The 15,544-nt window shown below is 40.0% G+C and carries 12 protein-coding genes; 6 read left to right on the forward strand and 6 right to left on the reverse strand.

Features of this window, described 5'->3' with window-relative positions:
• The first annotated feature begins 32 nt into the window (after positions 1 to 32).
• Positions 33 to 2,618: a hybrid sensor histidine kinase/response regulator gene (locus AACU25_RS24250; RefSeq protein WP_321206886.1), complete on the forward strand. Its 2,586-nt coding sequence runs from the start codon at positions 33 to 35 to the stop codon at positions 2,616 to 2,618.
• Between the two features lie 59 nt (positions 2,619 to 2,677).
• Entirely contained in the window at positions 2,678 to 4,168 is a 1,491-nt protein-coding gene (locus AACU25_RS24255; protein ID WP_096580043.1) for a hybrid sensor histidine kinase/response regulator, read from the forward strand.
• A 100-nt stretch (positions 4,169 to 4,268) separates the two neighbouring features.
• Here the strand turns inward: AACU25_RS24255 and ftsE are convergent, their stop codons facing one another.
• Complete coding sequence (ftsE, locus tag AACU25_RS24260; RefSeq protein WP_096580045.1) at positions 4,269 to 5,012, reverse strand: cell division ATP-binding protein FtsE; 744 nt, start codon at positions 5,010 to 5,012, stop codon at positions 4,269 to 4,271.
• A gap of 177 nt (positions 5,013 to 5,189) precedes the next feature.
• Complete coding sequence (locus AACU25_RS24265) at positions 5,190 to 5,945, reverse strand: WecB/TagA/CpsF family glycosyltransferase (RefSeq protein WP_096580047.1); 756 nt, start codon at positions 5,943 to 5,945, stop codon at positions 5,190 to 5,192.
• 702 nt (positions 5,946 to 6,647) lie between these two features.
• On the opposite strand from AACU25_RS24265, the gene AACU25_RS24270 reads away from it, so the two are divergent.
• The 3 genes from AACU25_RS24270 to AACU25_RS24280 all read left to right on the forward strand — a co-directional run bounded on the left by AACU25_RS24270 (position 6,648) and on the right by AACU25_RS24280 (position 9,662).
• On the forward strand, positions 6,648 to 7,367 hold the full coding sequence (locus AACU25_RS24270) for a response regulator transcription factor (protein WP_096580049.1): 720 nt from the start codon (positions 6,648 to 6,650) through the stop codon (positions 7,365 to 7,367).
• Positions 7,368 to 7,553: 186 nt separating this feature from the next.
• Positions 7,554 to 9,227, forward strand: coding sequence for a SpoIIE family protein phosphatase (locus tag AACU25_RS24275; protein ID WP_096580051.1), 1,674 nt, complete (start codon positions 7,554 to 7,556; stop codon positions 9,225 to 9,227).
• 3 nt (positions 9,228 to 9,230) lie between these two features.
• Positions 9,231 to 9,662, forward strand: a complete 432-nt coding sequence (locus tag AACU25_RS24280; RefSeq protein WP_045874830.1) for an ATP-binding protein — start codon at positions 9,231 to 9,233, stop codon at positions 9,660 to 9,662.
• Between the two features lie 311 nt (positions 9,663 to 9,973).
• Here the strand turns inward: AACU25_RS24280 and AACU25_RS24285 are convergent, their stop codons facing one another.
• From AACU25_RS24285 to AACU25_RS24300, 4 genes are all read right to left on the reverse strand, one after another.
• The gene (locus AACU25_RS24285; RefSeq protein ID WP_096580052.1) at positions 9,974 to 11,719 is read right to left on the reverse strand and encodes an NAD+ synthase; all 1,746 of its coding nucleotides are present in this window, start codon (positions 11,717 to 11,719) and stop codon (positions 9,974 to 9,976) included.
• A 107-nt stretch (positions 11,720 to 11,826) separates the two neighbouring features.
• Positions 11,827 to 12,573 (reverse strand): NUDIX hydrolase, encoded by a 747-nt coding sequence (locus AACU25_RS24290; protein ID WP_096580054.1) that lies wholly within the window; start codon positions 12,571 to 12,573, stop codon positions 11,827 to 11,829.
• Positions 12,534 to 13,133: a nicotinate-nucleotide adenylyltransferase gene (locus AACU25_RS24295; protein ID WP_096580055.1), complete on the reverse strand. Its 600-nt coding sequence runs from the start codon at positions 13,131 to 13,133 to the stop codon at positions 12,534 to 12,536. Before AACU25_RS24295 ends, AACU25_RS24290 begins: the two co-directional genes overlap by 40 nt.
• A gap of 94 nt (positions 13,134 to 13,227) precedes the next feature.
• On the reverse strand, positions 13,228 to 14,649 hold the full coding sequence (locus AACU25_RS24300) for a nicotinate phosphoribosyltransferase (RefSeq protein ID WP_096580057.1): 1,422 nt from the start codon (positions 14,647 to 14,649) through the stop codon (positions 13,228 to 13,230).
• Between the two features lie 450 nt (positions 14,650 to 15,099).
• Between AACU25_RS24300 and AACU25_RS24305 the strand changes: the two genes are divergently transcribed.
• Complete coding sequence (locus AACU25_RS24305) at positions 15,100 to 15,252, forward strand: hypothetical protein (RefSeq protein WP_190446021.1); 153 nt, start codon at positions 15,100 to 15,102, stop codon at positions 15,250 to 15,252.
• The last annotated feature ends 292 nt before the right edge of the window (positions 15,253 to 15,544 follow it).

Consider the following 15,544-nt stretch of genomic DNA (forward strand, 5'->3'; position numbering starts at 1 on the left):
TATTAAGTGGTGCTTTGGTTGGATTAGGTAGTATGTCCTATTTCTTCTATAAAGCACTCGAATACCGGGCACAAAAAGAAATAGAAGCAAATCTCAGCACGCAAGTCAGGTCTGTTGAGGGAAAACTAGGTAGAGCAGAACAATCGATGCTAAGTCTGGTCGCTGGGGCTAAAACCTTGAACGATATAGGAGTAAAAGATCCAGAGGCTTATAAGAAAATAGTTTTTGAAATTCTTCAGAAACGCTCATCTCTAACTATGGGAGCTGGGTTTGGTCAAGCAGCTTACAAAATTCTCTCAGATAGGAAGTTTTATTGGCCTTATATATATAAAGATCAGAATATACCAGGTCAAGTAGGGAAACCTTTACCGTTTCCTCATAATGATTATCGATTAACTGATATCTGTGGGCTTGAAGCAACTTGTTTTGAAAATGATTACTATACATTACCTGTAAAGGCGGGAAAAGAAGTCTGGTTAGAGCCATATAATTGGTTTGGAATTACTATGACCACTACTACATCTCCCGTATTCAATAATCGTGATGAACTTATTGGTGTTGTAGGATTGGATGTCAGCGTTACGGCACTCACAGAAGAAATCAAAAAACCCGTAACTTGGGGAGGAGGCTACTTTGCAATTGTCAGCCAAAAAGGTAATTTGCTGGCATATCCACCAGAACCAGAAAAAGCTAAATCATTAGCAACCTATAAGGACATACCAGAGTTAAGGGATGTATGGAAGCAACTCGAAACCGATAATGATGGTTTTATGCAGGCTAAGGGTAAATACTGGGTATTTCAACGGGTACAGGGAACTAACTGGTTGATGTTAGCAGTAGTACCTCAGTCAGTTGTGTTAGTCCCAGTATTATCTATTGCAGTTGGTGGTGCTTTAGGTGCTGGTATGGTACTAGCATTAGTGGTGACTTTGTTTATTCGTCAACTTAATAAACGCTTGCAACCAATTCTTGAAGAATGCCAGAAGCTAGCAGAAGTAGATGCTCAAAGGGCACTTCGTCTGAGCCAAGATGCTGTATTGGTTGTTAATAGCAGGAAAAACTATCAATCAGAGTTCCAAAACGCCGATGAAATCGAAATTTTGACACAGTCTTTCCACCAAATGACAGCACAATTAAAAGAGTCATTTGAGGAGTTAGAATTGCGAGTTCAAGAACGCACATCCGAACTACAAGAAGCTAAAGAATTAGCTGATAGTGCCAACAGAGCTAAAAGCGAATTCCTGGCTAATATGAGTCATGAACTTCGCACACCACTCAATGGAATTTTAGGCTATGCTCAAATTCTGCAAAGTTCAAAGAATATGACAGAGAAGCAGCAGAAAGGTATTACAATTATTAACCAATGTGGTTCCCATCTGCTGACTCTAATTAATGATATTCTTGACCTTTCTAAAATTGAAGCCAGGAAAATGGAATTACATCCGACAAATTTTCATTTTCCCTCCTTCCTCCAAGCCGTTGCTGAAATTTGTAGAATTAAAGCAGAACAAAAAGGTCTAAACTTTATTTATCAACCGGATGCTCAAATACCAACAGGTATCCATATTGATGAAAAGCGTTTAAGACAGGTTTTGATAAATTTATTGGGTAACGCAATTAAATTTACTGAAAAAGGTAATGTAACGTTTACGGTAAAAATTATACAAATTAAAAGAATTTCTGCTCAAGAACCAGTAATTTATCAAATTCGCTTCCAAGTTGAAGATACTGGTGTGGGGATTAGTAGTGAGCAAATAGAGCAAATATTTTTACCTTTTGAGCAGGTAGGTAATGTCAAAAAACAATCAGAAGGAACAGGTTTAGGATTAGCTATTAGTCAAAAAATTGTTGAGATGATGGGTGATACTATCGAAGTGCAAAGCCAACCCGACAAAGGTAGTATTTTTTGGTTTGATGCCGATATACCTGAATCTTTAGAATGGGCAGATAAATCTAAAGTAACTCAACAAGGTTCTATCACTGGCTTTCAAGGCAAAAAACAAAAAATTCTGGTAGTAGACGATCGTTGGGAAAATCGCTCTGTACTCATGAATTTACTGGAACCAATTGGTTTTGAAATTGTAGAGGCAGAAGATGGTAAACAAGGATTAGCCAAAGCAGTTGATTGCCAACCTAACTTAATAATTACTGATATTACTATGCCAGTGATGAACGGATTGGAAATGATTCAACATCTACGTAATTTACCAGATTATCAAGATATCAAGATTATTGTTTCATCAGCTAGTGTTTTTGATACTGACAAGCAGAAGAGTTTAGATGCTGGTGCTGATGATTTTCTACCCAAGCCAGTGCAAGCTTCCGACTTACTTGAAAAATTACAGACGCACCTAGAAATAGAATGGAATTATGAAGAAGAAAATAACTCGTCATTACCACTTAGCCAAGAAGTAGTACTGCCACCAACAGAAGAATTAAATCGTTTACATGAATTAGCTTTAAAAGGTCGAATAAAAGCTTTACAAAATAAATTATCGGAAATAGAAAAAGCCGATCATAGATTTGTGCCGTTTGTTCAGGAAATCCAAGCACTAAGTCAGAGTTTTCAAATAGAAAAAATTCAAAATCTTATTGAGAATTATATCAAATCTTCTTAGCTTTAATGCTTTACTAGATAAAATACAGCTATTTAAATCAAGAATTTAAAATCAGTATAATGCAGAACTCAGATACCAATTTAATCTTGATAGTTGATGATACTCCTACAAATTTAGAAGTACTTTCAGAAGCTCTAACTGATGCCGGATTTGATGTTGCAGTTGCAACGACTGGTGAAAGTGCTATTAAGCAAATCGAATACGATCCACCAGAGTTGATTTTGTTAGATGTGATGATGCCAGGTATTGATGGATTTGAAACTTGTTGTCGACTAAAAGCAAATCCGAAAACCAAAAATATCCCCATCATTTTTATGACTGCCCTGAGTGACACAGTGGATAAAGTCAAAGGACTTTCTTTAGGTGCCGTAGACTATATTACTAAGCCATTTCAACAAGCAGAAGCACTAGCTCGTATTCAAGTTCACTTGAAGCTGCAAAATATTAGTGCAGCAATGGAAAAACAAAATGTGCGTCTTAAACAAGAAATTGCAGAACGTGCTAACGCTGAAACTGCATTGCAAAAATTAACTCAAGAGTTAGAGCAAAGGGTTACAGAAAGAACTCAGGAATTATCGCAAGCATTACAAGACCTGAAAAATGCTCAAGTTCAATTGATTCAAACAGAAAAGTTAGCCACATTGGGTCAGTTGGTAGCAGGTGTAGCGCACGAAATTAACAATCCCATAAACTTTATTCATGGCAATCTTGATCATGCCAGTTGCTATATCAATGACTTGTTAGAACTGCTCAAACTCTATCAAATTCAGTTTCCTGAATCCACTTCAGAGATTGTTAAAAAATCAAAGGAAATTGACCTAGATTTTATAAGAGCAGATTTACCCAAGATTATTTCTTCAATGGCAGTTGGCACACAACGGATTCAGGAAATTGTGCAATCTTTCCGCAATTTTTCTCGCCATGACGAGGCGGAAGTTAAACAAGTCAATATCCATGATGGATTAGACAGTACACTGATGATGATTGACCATCGTTTGAAAGCCAGTACAGAATATCCACCAATTCAGGTTGTTAAGGATTATGGAAACTTACCACCAGTGGAATGCTTTGCTGGACAAATGAATCAAGTCTTTATGAACGTCCTCAGCAATGCCATTGATGCTCTGGAAGAGTTAATGGGAGATGGACATAGTTATTGTACCTTATCACCAATGATTCGGATTCAAACAGAAATTGTCGGTGCTAATCGTATTGCTATTCGGATTGCTGATAATGGCCCTGGTATACCGAAGGAAGTCCAAAAGCGGGTATTTGATCCCTTCTTCACCACTAAACCAGCAGGTAAAGGGACAGGATTAGGGATGTCAATTAGCCATCAAATTGTTACTGAAAAACACGGTGGTTCATTGTCATGTATTTCCAGTTCTGGCAAAGGTGCAGAGTTTATCATTGAAATTCCGATTCAATTGATTAAGTTGTCTAATGCAAACTGGTGGCAGTCTCAAGATGTACCGACAAATTCAAATTCTATGCAAAGTCAATCATTTCCGCATTATCGTCAAGATATAGCACTTCTCAATGAGTTGTGAAAAGCTCTGATAATTTCTCAATCCGGTAAAGACTACAATCAATCCAGGCGAATAGTAATAAAATCAACTAGCCTAAATTCATAAGATTAAGAACTACTATTTATTTGCGATATAGTTGTCCATTACGGACTTGTACTACTGGATGATTGCATTTACGTACTAGTTGTTCATCATGAGTAGTAACAATTACAGTTGCACCAAAGGAATTTAACTTTTGGAGAATCTGCATGATTTGCCAAGAGTTATCTGGATCGAGGTTTCCGGTTGGTTCATCTGCCAAAAGTAGTGGAGGAGTTGCCACAATTGCACGTGCAATACTCACTCGCTGTTGTTCTCCGCCAGAGAGTTGATCGGGAAAGCAGTCAGCTTTAGAAAGCAAACCCACTAGTTTTAATGTTGGTTCTAAACGACGTTGAATTTCCTTGCGGGTATAACCTTGAGCTTGCAAGACAAAGGTGATATTTTCAGCTACTGTTCGTTGGCGAATCAGCTTATAGTCCTGAAAAACAATGCCAATACGCCGCCGTAATAATGACAAGCGATCGCCCCTTAAAGATGCCATATTGAATTGATCGACAATTACTTCTCCTTCGGTTGCTAACTCTTCACCATACAGTAACTTCAAGAGAGTTGATTTACCAGAACCACTGGGGCCTGTGATAAATAAAAATTCTTTTTCTTTTACCTCTAAGTTTACGTCCAACAAAGCATGACAGCCGTTGGTATAGGTTTTGGTCACAGAAGACAATCGTAATATGACTGGAGCGTTGCTACTTTGTTTTTGAGTTTCAATGTCCTGATGAACAAATTGCTTCTGGGTTGCTTGAGTGGTTAATACTGGCATTGCTGAATTGTTAGGTACAGACTGAGATTTCAAGATTTGCAATTCCTTACAAAATTAATGATTCCCAGGCAAAACCCAGGAATCACAAATTTCAAACCAAAAATCTCAAATTGCTTGGAGTATTTCAACAATAAGTAATTCTTACCACTGAAGGCTGAGGACTCAAAACTTGTATCGCTAACTAATTGCACCTCTTGCAGTTAAGTGATAAACAAAAGCTTTGAAGGCAAACTCTGGCAAAGCTAACATCCGTCGCCAGCGCCAAGGCTCTTGATAAAGCCGATACAGCCATTCTAAATTGTTATTTCCTAACCAAGCAGGAGCACGGTTTTTCACACCAGACCAAATATCAAAACTGCCACCAACACCAATCCAAATTGCATGGGGACACAAATGACGATTTTCCGCAATCCATAATTCTTGACGTGGTACGCCTAAACCTACAAATATAACTTGTGGCTGCAACTGGCTGAGAGTTTGCCGCAACTGTTCTTCTTCTTGTTTAGAATGATAGCCAGAGTGAGTACCTGTTATTGTCAATCCTGGGATTCTTTGCTGACAAAATTCGGCTGCTTTTGCAGCGACACCAGGTGCTCCTCCATAGAAAAATACTTTTGCATCTGGCTGTTTTTGTCCCAAATCTCGCAATAGTGTTTCTGCTAGTTCAATACCTGGACAACGTTGCACTTTTTGCCATAAAAGCCAGCGCAAATACAAAACGACTCCTGCACCATCAGGAATGACTAAATCAGCATCTTGAATTACTTTCGCTAGGGAACCATTGCGCTCTGCTTGCATAGTCATTTCTGCATTGAGAGTGACTACATGAGTGCCTTTACCTTGTTTTAAGCATTCCAGCAACCAAGCAGGATAATTAGCCATCACATGAACTGGTATTCCCAGTACTGAAAACGCTTTCGTCTGTTTAGACATAACCAATTTTTCCTTCACCTCTCACCACAATTTATAGAACGTTAGTCTATCAAATTTTTTAATATATTGCTTGTTGTAATTTTAGCAACAACGAATAGGTCTTTAACATCGATAAAACTCGGTAAATTATCTTCTACACTTGATTTAAAAAATAAGATAGTGACAGTATTTTCAATATTTAACTTCATAAAAATTTCTTATATAAAAGATGTAGCAGTCATAAATTACCAACTCCGCTGAATGAAAAAGGGACTTTGACTAGAGCTTAGAGTTTAGTATTTTTTACTCAGTATAAGCACTAGGTTAGCTTTGCCAGATAGACTATTACACCTAGCTTTGGATACAAAAAAGCTATGATTTACGCAAAGAATAGCGGAAATGCTAATTTTCCGCTAGAGGCATTTATGTATTTCTTCCGAATTCTTGCATTTATGTGTAAGCCTTTTAAGCATGAAAATCCTTGTTTGCTAATGTTTGGTTTTCGGTTGGGCTAAACCCCTGTTGATTCTATGATTGAAGTGTATTGTTCCCAGAGAGAATGAATGCCTGTGGTGAGAGCAACACCCTTAAGTGTTAGCCTAAGCCATAACGCACTTCTAACATTTGTAAGCAAATGTCTTGCAATTGCATCTCTAACAAATTTTGAACTTTTGAGTAAACTCGATTTTACAGTTAAGGTAGTGTAACGGGCGGAACTTGGCTATGAGTAAAATTCGTATTGCTCTTATTGAAGATCATGACCTCACCCGTGTGGGTATTCGGACAGCACTACTGCAAAAAGAAGAAATTGAGGTTGTAGGAGAAGCTGCCAATGCTGCAGAAGGTCTAAAAATGCTAAAAATGCTACAACCGGATATTGCGATTGTAGATATTGGGTTACCAGATAAAGATGGCATTGAGTTAACGCGGGAGTTGAAATCTACTAGTAATGGAGAAGATTTAAGAACAAAAGTATTAATTTTGACACTAAGAGATAACAAGGAAGCTGTGCTAGCAGCTTTTGCTGCTGGGGCTGATTCTTACTGTATGAAAGATATCAAATTCGATAATTTACTGGAAGCAGTGCGAGTCACATACAATGGCAACGCTTGGATTGATCCAGCGATCGCGCGAATTGTATTGCAACAAGCACAACAAAATCCTGCTAAACAGGATAAAGTGTCATTAGACACCAAAAATACTTTTATTACCTCTGAGCCTGGGGAAAATCCAGAACATATAGATGCTTATACGCTGACAGAAAGGGAATTGGAAGTGTTACAGTTGATTGTCGAAGGTTGTAGTAATGCAGTTATCGCTGAGAGACTTTATATCACAGTCGGTACAGTAAAAACTCACGTTCGGAATATTTTGAACAAGCTATGTGCTGACGATCGCACCCAAGCCGCAGTTCGTGCCTTGCGTTCTGGATTAGTGGGATAGGGTTGATTTTAGCTGTAGCACCCAGTGCAGAAATTTAAAGAGAAATTTACAACTTTGACCCAATTCTTAAGTTCAAAGTGGGTAACTTCTCTTTATAGGTAATTTTTTGATTATGTCATGATTTATTATGTGTGATAAAAATTACACTATTTTGCTATTGCAGTATCTAAAAAGTTAAAGTCAAATATGACTGAAGTAGAAATATGCAAACTTAAGCTCATGGTGGTAGATGATGAGCCAGATAACTTAGACTTACTCTACCGCACTTTTAGACGAGATTTTGAAGTATATCAAGCCAATCATGCTCGCGCTGCCCTAGAAATATTAGACAAAGAAGGCGAGATGGCGGTGATTATTTCTGACCAAAGAATGCCAGAAATGAATGGTACGGAATTTCTCAGTCGCACAGTGGAACGCTTTCCCGATACGATTCGGATTTTGCTCACTGGTTTTACGGATGTCGAAGACTTGGTAGATGCAATTAACTCTGGTCAGGTATTCAAGTACATCACCAAACCCTGGAATCCGCAACGATTAAAAGCATTAGTAGAACAAGCTACTGATACTTATCGTTTGGTAAAAAAGCGTACCCAAGAGTTGCGGCGTGCTTTGCGGCGAGAATCTTTGTTTAATGCAGTGACAACAGCAATTCGGGAGTCTTTAGACTACGACAGTATGCTACATAAGATTGTTGCCACCATTGGTGAGACGTTTGAAGCTACTTGTTGCTTTTTGAGGCCTGTAGAGAGTGATTCTCTCACATCAGACCTGTATTCCTACCAAAATCCTCAATACAATGCATCAAGCAGTATTTTCGATCCCAGTGAGTTAATCGAAAAAGTCCTTGCAACTCATCAATACCAACTGACTCAAGGTACAGATGATGGTAATCCATGTCACCAATTAGTTGTGCCATTATCTTACCAACAACACTTATTGGCTGTTCTGGCTCTCTACCAAAGAGGTAGCGTTCATTCTTGGCAAGATGAAGATATCCAACTAATTGCAGGGGTGGCGGAACAAGCAGCCTTAGCCCTTTCCCAGGCAAAATTATACCAGCGCCTGCAAGAAAAACAGCAGCAAATTCGCGCTGAATTAGAAGTGGCTCGCCAAATTCAAAATAATTTGCTCAGGCAAAGTTTACCAGATATCAAGGGTGTGAAAGTGCAAGCTTGCTGCTATGCAGCGCGGGAGGTAGGAGGAGATTTTTTTGAAGTTTTTGTTCATCCCAAAGGTGACTTGTGGTTAGCAGTGGGTGATGTTTCTGGTAAAGGAGTTCCAGCCGCTTTGTTCATGGCTAGTGCCATTTCGGTTTTACGTCGGGAATTATCTCAGGAAACACCAGCTGAACCAAATGTGGTGATGCAGAATTTGAATCATGCTATGTCTGATGACTTGATTAGCAATAATTGCTTTATCACTCTCGTCTTAGCTTGTTATACCCCTAGCACTAGGGAACTAGTTTATGCTAATGCTGGTCACATTTATCCCTTACTCTGGTCATCGCCTACAACTGCTACCGAACAACCGCACTATCTAAAGGTACGCAGCGTTCCCTTAGGTATTTTACCCAAGTGGCAAGCACAGTCTGGTCGTTTAGTGTTAAATCCCCAAGATACCTTACTCCTCGCCAGCGATGGAATTACAGAAGCTATGGTATCAAGTAATGTGTTTAATGGTGATAATACTGGGAATGGTAATCCAGGATTTAGCCGTTCAATGCTCAATCAAGATGGTCTTTGGCAACTTTTACAACAGGAACCAAAACCGCTTTCTCTTACCCATCTACTAACTCGCATCCAGGCAAACAACCAAGTTCAAGAAGATGACCAAACTATACTCTCATTGGAGGTTTTATAACTAATGAAAAGTGAGTTACACGTACCTAGTGACTTAAATTTTTTAAACATCGTTGAAAACTGGTTGCTGGGATGCCTGAAAATCCAGCTAGGAGAATCGGTTGATTGGTCACGGCAATCAAGTCGTTTACGGCTAGCTTTGGTTGAAGCTTACTCGAATGTAGTGCGTCATGCCCATAAAGAACAGCCTAATTTGCCAGTGTTACTGCGTTTAGAACTTAAGGAACGGGATTTGGCCTTAGAAGTTTGGGATTATGGTGAAGGCTTTGATATGTCTACCTACTTTCCGCCAAACCCTGTGGCTAAACAAGAAGGCGGCTATGGTTGGCTAATTATGAATCGATTAATGGATAAAGTAGAGTATCAGTTGCAAGTAGATGGTGCTAACTGCCTCAAGTTAGAAGCGACATTGCCAGAACTCGTACAGAAAAGCTGAATTATGTTTGCGTAGAGTCTCGGATAGAATCAAGCTAAAGGATGATATTACGAGGCTTAAAGCTTTGAGCTGATTTGCAATCGGAGTTTGAATTCTGTAGCTGCCGAAGATTTATATTGCTGTTCCCTAATTTCTCATTGAGCAACGCCGACTTGCCTAAGCTGTGTGATGGAGTTGAAGCGATCGCATATTTTCTCCACACTATTAGGCTGAATGCCTGGATTTCGCTAAACCTATAGTCAAGACTAAATGGTTCCCAGCCACAGGCTAGAAACCAATCAGCACCAGAGATATTTACCTGTAATATTTAATTACTTAATCCGCAGATTAGTATCTTTGCCATCTCTGCCTACTAAAGTAGGAGTAGGGATGCTTTGACCTGAAGTATTTTTTAAAGCTGCCCAACTACTCGCAATTGGCATTCGCCAACCAGTACCAAAAGCGCGATCGGTGATTTTTAAGCCAGGGGGTGCTTGTCGCCGTTTAAATTCCGCACGGGCTAGCATTTGAATTACTCGGTCTACAATGACTGCATCATGTCCAGCACTGACAATTTCGGCTGCTGATTGGTGTTGGTGAATCAGGCGTTCTAAAATGTCATCGAGAATTTCGTAGGGTGGAAGAGAATCTTGATCGACTTGGCCGGGTTTAAGTTCAGCACTTGGGGCTTTAGTGAGAACATTTTGGGGAATAATTTCACCATTGCGATTTAACCAATGACAAATTGAATAAACGCGGGTTTTAGGAACATCCGCAATTACTGCTAACCCGCCATTCATATCTCCGTAAAGAGTACAGTACCCAACTGCCATTTCTGACTTATTACCAGTGGATAAGAGGAGGTAGCCAAATTTATTGGCGATCGCCATTAATAAATTACCCCGAATTCGAGATTGCAGATTCTCTTCGGCAATGCCAAACTCAGTACCTGCAAACAACTCAGCTAAGGAGTTGTCAAAGCTTTTCATCGGTTCGGCAATTGGTAAGGTAGTGGTTTTTATACCCAGATTCTCTCCTAATGCTAAAGCATCGCTGATGGAATGATCGGAACTATAAGGAGAAGGCATTAACACACCAAAGACATTTTCCTTACCAAGTGCAGCCACTGCGATCGCAGCTACCAATGAAGAATCAATCCCGCCACTTAAACCCAGCACTACTTTAGTAAAGCCACACTTACGGGCGTAATCACGCACACCTAAAACTAAAGCTTGCCAAATTTCAGCATCTGCTGAGTCATAAATAGGCGCTACTTTACCTACCTTAAAATCTCGCTGTTTTTCATCAAATTCCACTATCAGCAAGTCAGTTTCAAACCCACGGGCGCGAGATACAATTTCACCTTGACGACTTAAGGCAAAACTGCAACCATCAAATATCAAGTCGTCATTGCCACCAATTTGGTTAGCATAGATCAACGGCTGCTGAAAACGCACTGCACTATGCTTGAGCATAGCTTCGCGGAACTGCTGTTTACCGACGCTGTAAGGTGAAGCAGACAAATTGACAATTAAATCCACGCCCAAAATTGCTAAATCCGCGATCGGGTTAACTGCGTAACTGCGCTTACCCCAAAATTCCTCATCATTCCATAAGTCTTCACAAACCGTAACACCAATATGCAAATCGTCCAAGGTGAAATAATTGGCTTGTAATCCTGGTTCAAAATAGCGGTTTTCGTCAAACACATCGTAAGTAGGTAAAAGCCGCTTGTGAAAAACTTGTTTTACCTGTCCACTTTGTAATAAAGCGATGCTATTAAATAAGGATTTACCACCTGTGGTATTGGCTTTAAAATTTTCTTCTACAGTACCTACCAAAACAGCTAAATTTGGCGGTAAATCTCTGGCTAATTGTTGCAAAGTTGTATTCATCGCCGCTATAAAACTGGGATTTAGCAATAAATCCCTTGGCGGATAGCCACATAAAGAAAGTTCTGGTGTTAATAACAACCGCGCCCCAGATGCTACTGCTTTGTGTGCGGCTTGGAGAATTTGCCCAGCGTTTCCAGATAAGTCACCAATTTTAGGATTTAGTTGAGCGATCGCAATTTTCATATTAGTTATTTGTCATTTGTTATTTGTCATTGGTGATTAGACTATTGCCTATTGACCCTTGAGTACAGACGCGATTAATCGCGTCTCTCCAACTCTTGACTTGGCAGTTAAATAAATACCAAAGGCTTATCCTTGAAAGGAGCAAAAGCCTCAGCATCAAACTTATACAAACTAGCTGGACGACCAGCGCCACGGGATACCTTAACTCCGGTATCGCACAAAAAACCTAACTTGAGTAGACGGGCGCGAAAGTTAGAATAATCAGAAAAGTTTTCCCCTAAAACTGTGGTGTATAACTGATATAAATCATTGAGAGTAAACATTTCTGGTAAAACTTCAAAAGCCACCGGACTGTACTCTAATTTATTCCGCAAACGCCTATGTCCATAGCTGAGAATTTGATTGTGGTCAAAGGCTAATTTTGGTAATTCTTTTAGTGGATACCAAGCTATACCTGTGACTCCATCAGCAATTAATTCTGCTTCCTCAAACCGTACTAAGGCGAAGTAGCTGACGGAGAGATAACGCACACCGTAACTATCGGTAGCTTCTCGGGGATCGCGATGGGGGCCGCCAAAAGTATATAACTGTTCTAAATAGAGATTTTTAACTCTGATTTTTTCAGCCATGATGCGATAGGCAGCATCTTCTAGAGATTCTCCTTGACGCACCAAAGTACCAGGAAGACTCCAACAATTTAAAAATGGCTCTTGTTGCCGCATCACCAACAGCACGAGCAGTCGATTTTGGGCAGTATCTACAGAAAAAATTACATTATCAACACCAACCTTGAAATCAGCCAAAGGTTGTTGATTTAACGGAGTTGGAAACTTTTTGTGGCTGCGTCCTGGCATTTGTACAAATGCTCTCGATTAATATAGGCAACTATAGGGGGAGTGAGGGCTTGGGAATCCCCATTTTCGCGATAGGCTGTTGAGGAAATATCTAGTCCAGTCAAGCTGGCGATCGCAATTTTCCCGCCTAGCTTTTGCACTTCCCCGAAGCTAGACTCATCTATCGCATATCCCGGTCGCGGCACGACTAATAATTGCACTTGCCGCAACAAATCTTCAACTTTATACCATCGGGGTAGCTGATTCAGCAAATCGGAACCAATCACCAAAGTATATTCGGGATCTTCTCCCCAACGCATTTTTGCTTTTTCTAAGGTTTCTAAGGTGCGGAAGCTACTCAATTCTTGTTCCAAAGCAATATTGTGCCGTGATGTCTGGATATCCGAAATTAATAATTGCAGCATTGCTGCCCGATGTATTAATGCTGTTTGATGGGATTTAAAAGGATTATCTGCCGCCCAAACTGCTACCCAATCATAACGCTCAGATAACCAACTTAGAATAGCCTGATGTCCTGCAGTTGGTGGATCGGCACTAGTACCAAACAAAGCAATTCTCATAATGTTATACGATTTTGGATTTTGAATTGGAAATGGTTGTTTATATCCGACTTAGTATGAATCCATATGTCGCAATCATTTTTTCAAATTGGTATTACCTCTGTGTTCTCTGTCCCTCTGCGGGTTTCTTGGTCTTTTGCGTCAAATCTTGCAACGCCGCAGAAATTTCCACATTCACTGAGAGAGGCTGATTTAAGCGCCTTGTTTGTTCTGGTAAACTAGCAACCGATGCAGCAGTACGCTGGCGAATTGTTGCTAAAGATTCTGGTGATTGGATTTTTTTTCCTTGCTTCATCACCAGTTGCAACAAAGGTTCTGCATCGAGAGGAGTTTCTGTAGCTAATCCCAATCGATCTACCTGCAACATTCCGCCAACAAACGAGCGAAATATTTGCTTGCGTCCGGGATAAGTAGCTTTGTCACGAGATTCCTTCATCACAGGGATGCCATCAATTTCTACAAGTTTGTAAACACCATTGACAGGCGCACCCGTAACTAATTTTGTCCCTAGCCCATAACCATCTATTTGAGCACCAGCAGCTTTAAGCCTGGCAATTTCCCATTCATCCAAATCGCCACTAGCAAAAATTGGTACAGTCGGCAGAAGCGATCGCACTTTTTGGGACAAGCTAACTAAATCTCCAGAGTCTAGCCTGACTCCACTCAATTGCATTTCTCCGGAATTTACTTTTGGTGCTAAATGTTGGGCAGCTGCGATCGTATCGTAAGTATCGATCAACAATGGCGCACCCGGAAAATAGCGATGAAAGGCTGTAAAAGCTTGTTCTTCGCTGCCTGCCATTGCTGATAGTGCCATAACCAAGGCGTGAGCCATAGTACCACTTGGTTGTTGATTGAGTTGTAGCGCGGCTAACACATTAGAAGTTGAATCTAATCCCCCTGCTAACGCCGCCCGCGCCGCCCACAATGAACCTTGGGGGCTAAATGCCCTTCTTGTACCAAATTCTAAAAGTGTGGCTTGTTCACTCGCTACATCCCTAATTCTGGCTGCTCTAGTAGCAATTAAAGTTTGATAATTAAGAGTATTTAAAAGGTAGGTTTCTACTAATTGCGCTTGCCAAAGTGGTGCTTCTACTCGCAACAATGGCTGATTGGCAAACACTGCTGTACCTTCTGGTACTGCCCAAACATCCCCAGTAAAACGCCCCTCGGCTAACAATGACCAAAAGCGATCGCTAGCATGGGCAAAAATTCCTGTCGCCTGCAAAGCTTTGATTTGCGAAGGACTAAAACGCAACTTTTCTAAATATTCCAAAGCTTGCGCCAATCCCATTGCAATTAAATAGCCAAAGCCTTCAGGTAGCTTTCTGGCAAACAACTCAAAGCTTGCTGGTTTTTGTTCTACACCTTCACCTATGTAACAAGCTGCCATTGTTAGCTGATAAAGGTCAGTCAACAGGCTGTAATCCTCAGCAGCAAAATTGAGTTCCTGATTGAACCAATTTTGCCATCTTTCTTGATTTGCATTGATCTCCAAGTCTGGGAGCGTTGTCATGCCAGAGCGTCCTTACAAGAATGCTTGTGATATTTATGGTAACTTTTACCATAAATATTGTCAACCTCTACCGAGTTCATGCTTGGGAATGCTAGAAAATGCTAGATTTTTGGGAAAAATAATACTAATTCATGCTTTTATTTAATGTTTTTTAATAGTTATAGTTAGTAATAATCGCGTCGCTTGCGAAATTTATAATGAAATGTAACAATAGATAATCTTAATAAAATACCTGCACCTATGCCGGGTAAGGGTTTTAAAAATAGCAGGTTTACAATTAGAATTAAACATAGAAGTTGAACTTGCAAATAGGCTAAAGTATTGCAAAGCTATCTGAAAAACTATTGCAGAGATTATTGATATATTGAGAATCTAAGCAAGGTCAGAATATCAGAATTAAAGTATAGACATAGCCAATCTAAAGTGAGCCGTAAAGAGAGGTCTAATATTATGTCTATCTCGAGAATTATCGCTAATATCACTCAATATATTTCTGAGGCAGCAATGCGGATTTTTGCTCCTAATGATGATGCTTATCCTGTGATTGGTGTACAACCATTTACAGGCGATCCTTACAAGAAAGGTATGGCGGACAATTGGTAAATGATGATTGTGAGATTCAAACAGATAAAGGCGTGAGGTTTTCCCCACGCCTTTTTGTTCGTTTAAGGGGAAATACGCTTGGGTTAAGCTCATTAGTGATTGATTTTTCACTTATTAAAAAAGCCAGAAGAATTGGGGGATTCTCCCCCAAACCCCCGATTGGGTGACGGTTGCGTCCCCCAAACCCCCTCCAAAATTATTGTTCTGTTTTTTTGTTGAGTAACTAGTTTTTTGGTTTTGTTATCAATGAATTTTCTTAACTGAACTGTATTTGGTTAAGGGGGAAAGGGAA

The organism is Tolypothrix tenuis PCC 7101 (assembly GCF_963874875.1).
GTDB classification, from domain to species: domain Bacteria; phylum Cyanobacteriota; class Cyanobacteriia; order Cyanobacteriales; family Nostocaceae; genus Aulosira; species Aulosira tenue.

Excerpts from the sequence above, each read along its gene's own strand:
- AACU25_RS24250 (WP_321206886.1), top strand. The coding sequence starts at position 33 with ATGTCCTATTTCTTCTATAAAGCACTCGAATACCGGGCACAAAAAGAA.
- AACU25_RS24255 (WP_096580043.1), top strand. The coding sequence starts at position 2,678 with ATGCAGAACTCAGATACCAATTTAATCTTGATAGTTGATGATACTCCT.
- ftsE (WP_096580045.1), bottom strand. The coding sequence starts at position 5,012 with ATGCCAGTATTAACCACTCAAGCAACCCAGAAGCAATTTGTTCATCAG.
- AACU25_RS24265 (WP_096580047.1), bottom strand. The coding sequence starts at position 5,945 with ATGTCTAAACAGACGAAAGCGTTTTCAGTACTGGGAATACCAGTTCAT.
- AACU25_RS24270 (WP_096580049.1), top strand. The coding sequence starts at position 6,648 with ATGAGTAAAATTCGTATTGCTCTTATTGAAGATCATGACCTCACCCGT.
- AACU25_RS24275 (WP_096580051.1), top strand. The coding sequence starts at position 7,554 with ATGACTGAAGTAGAAATATGCAAACTTAAGCTCATGGTGGTAGATGAT.
- AACU25_RS24280 (WP_045874830.1), top strand. The coding sequence starts at position 9,231 with ATGAAAAGTGAGTTACACGTACCTAGTGACTTAAATTTTTTAAACATC.
- AACU25_RS24285 (WP_096580052.1), bottom strand. The coding sequence starts at position 11,719 with ATGAAAATTGCGATCGCTCAACTAAATCCTAAAATTGGTGACTTATCT.
- AACU25_RS24290 (WP_096580054.1), bottom strand. The coding sequence starts at position 12,573 with ATGCCAGGACGCAGCCACAAAAAGTTTCCAACTCCGTTAAATCAACAA.
- AACU25_RS24295 (WP_096580055.1), bottom strand. The coding sequence starts at position 13,133 with ATGAGAATTGCTTTGTTTGGTACTAGTGCCGATCCACCAACTGCAGGA.
- AACU25_RS24300 (WP_096580057.1), bottom strand. The coding sequence starts at position 14,649 with ATGACAACGCTCCCAGACTTGGAGATCAATGCAAATCAAGAAAGATGG.
- AACU25_RS24305 (WP_190446021.1), top strand. The coding sequence starts at position 15,100 with ATGTCTATCTCGAGAATTATCGCTAATATCACTCAATATATTTCTGAG.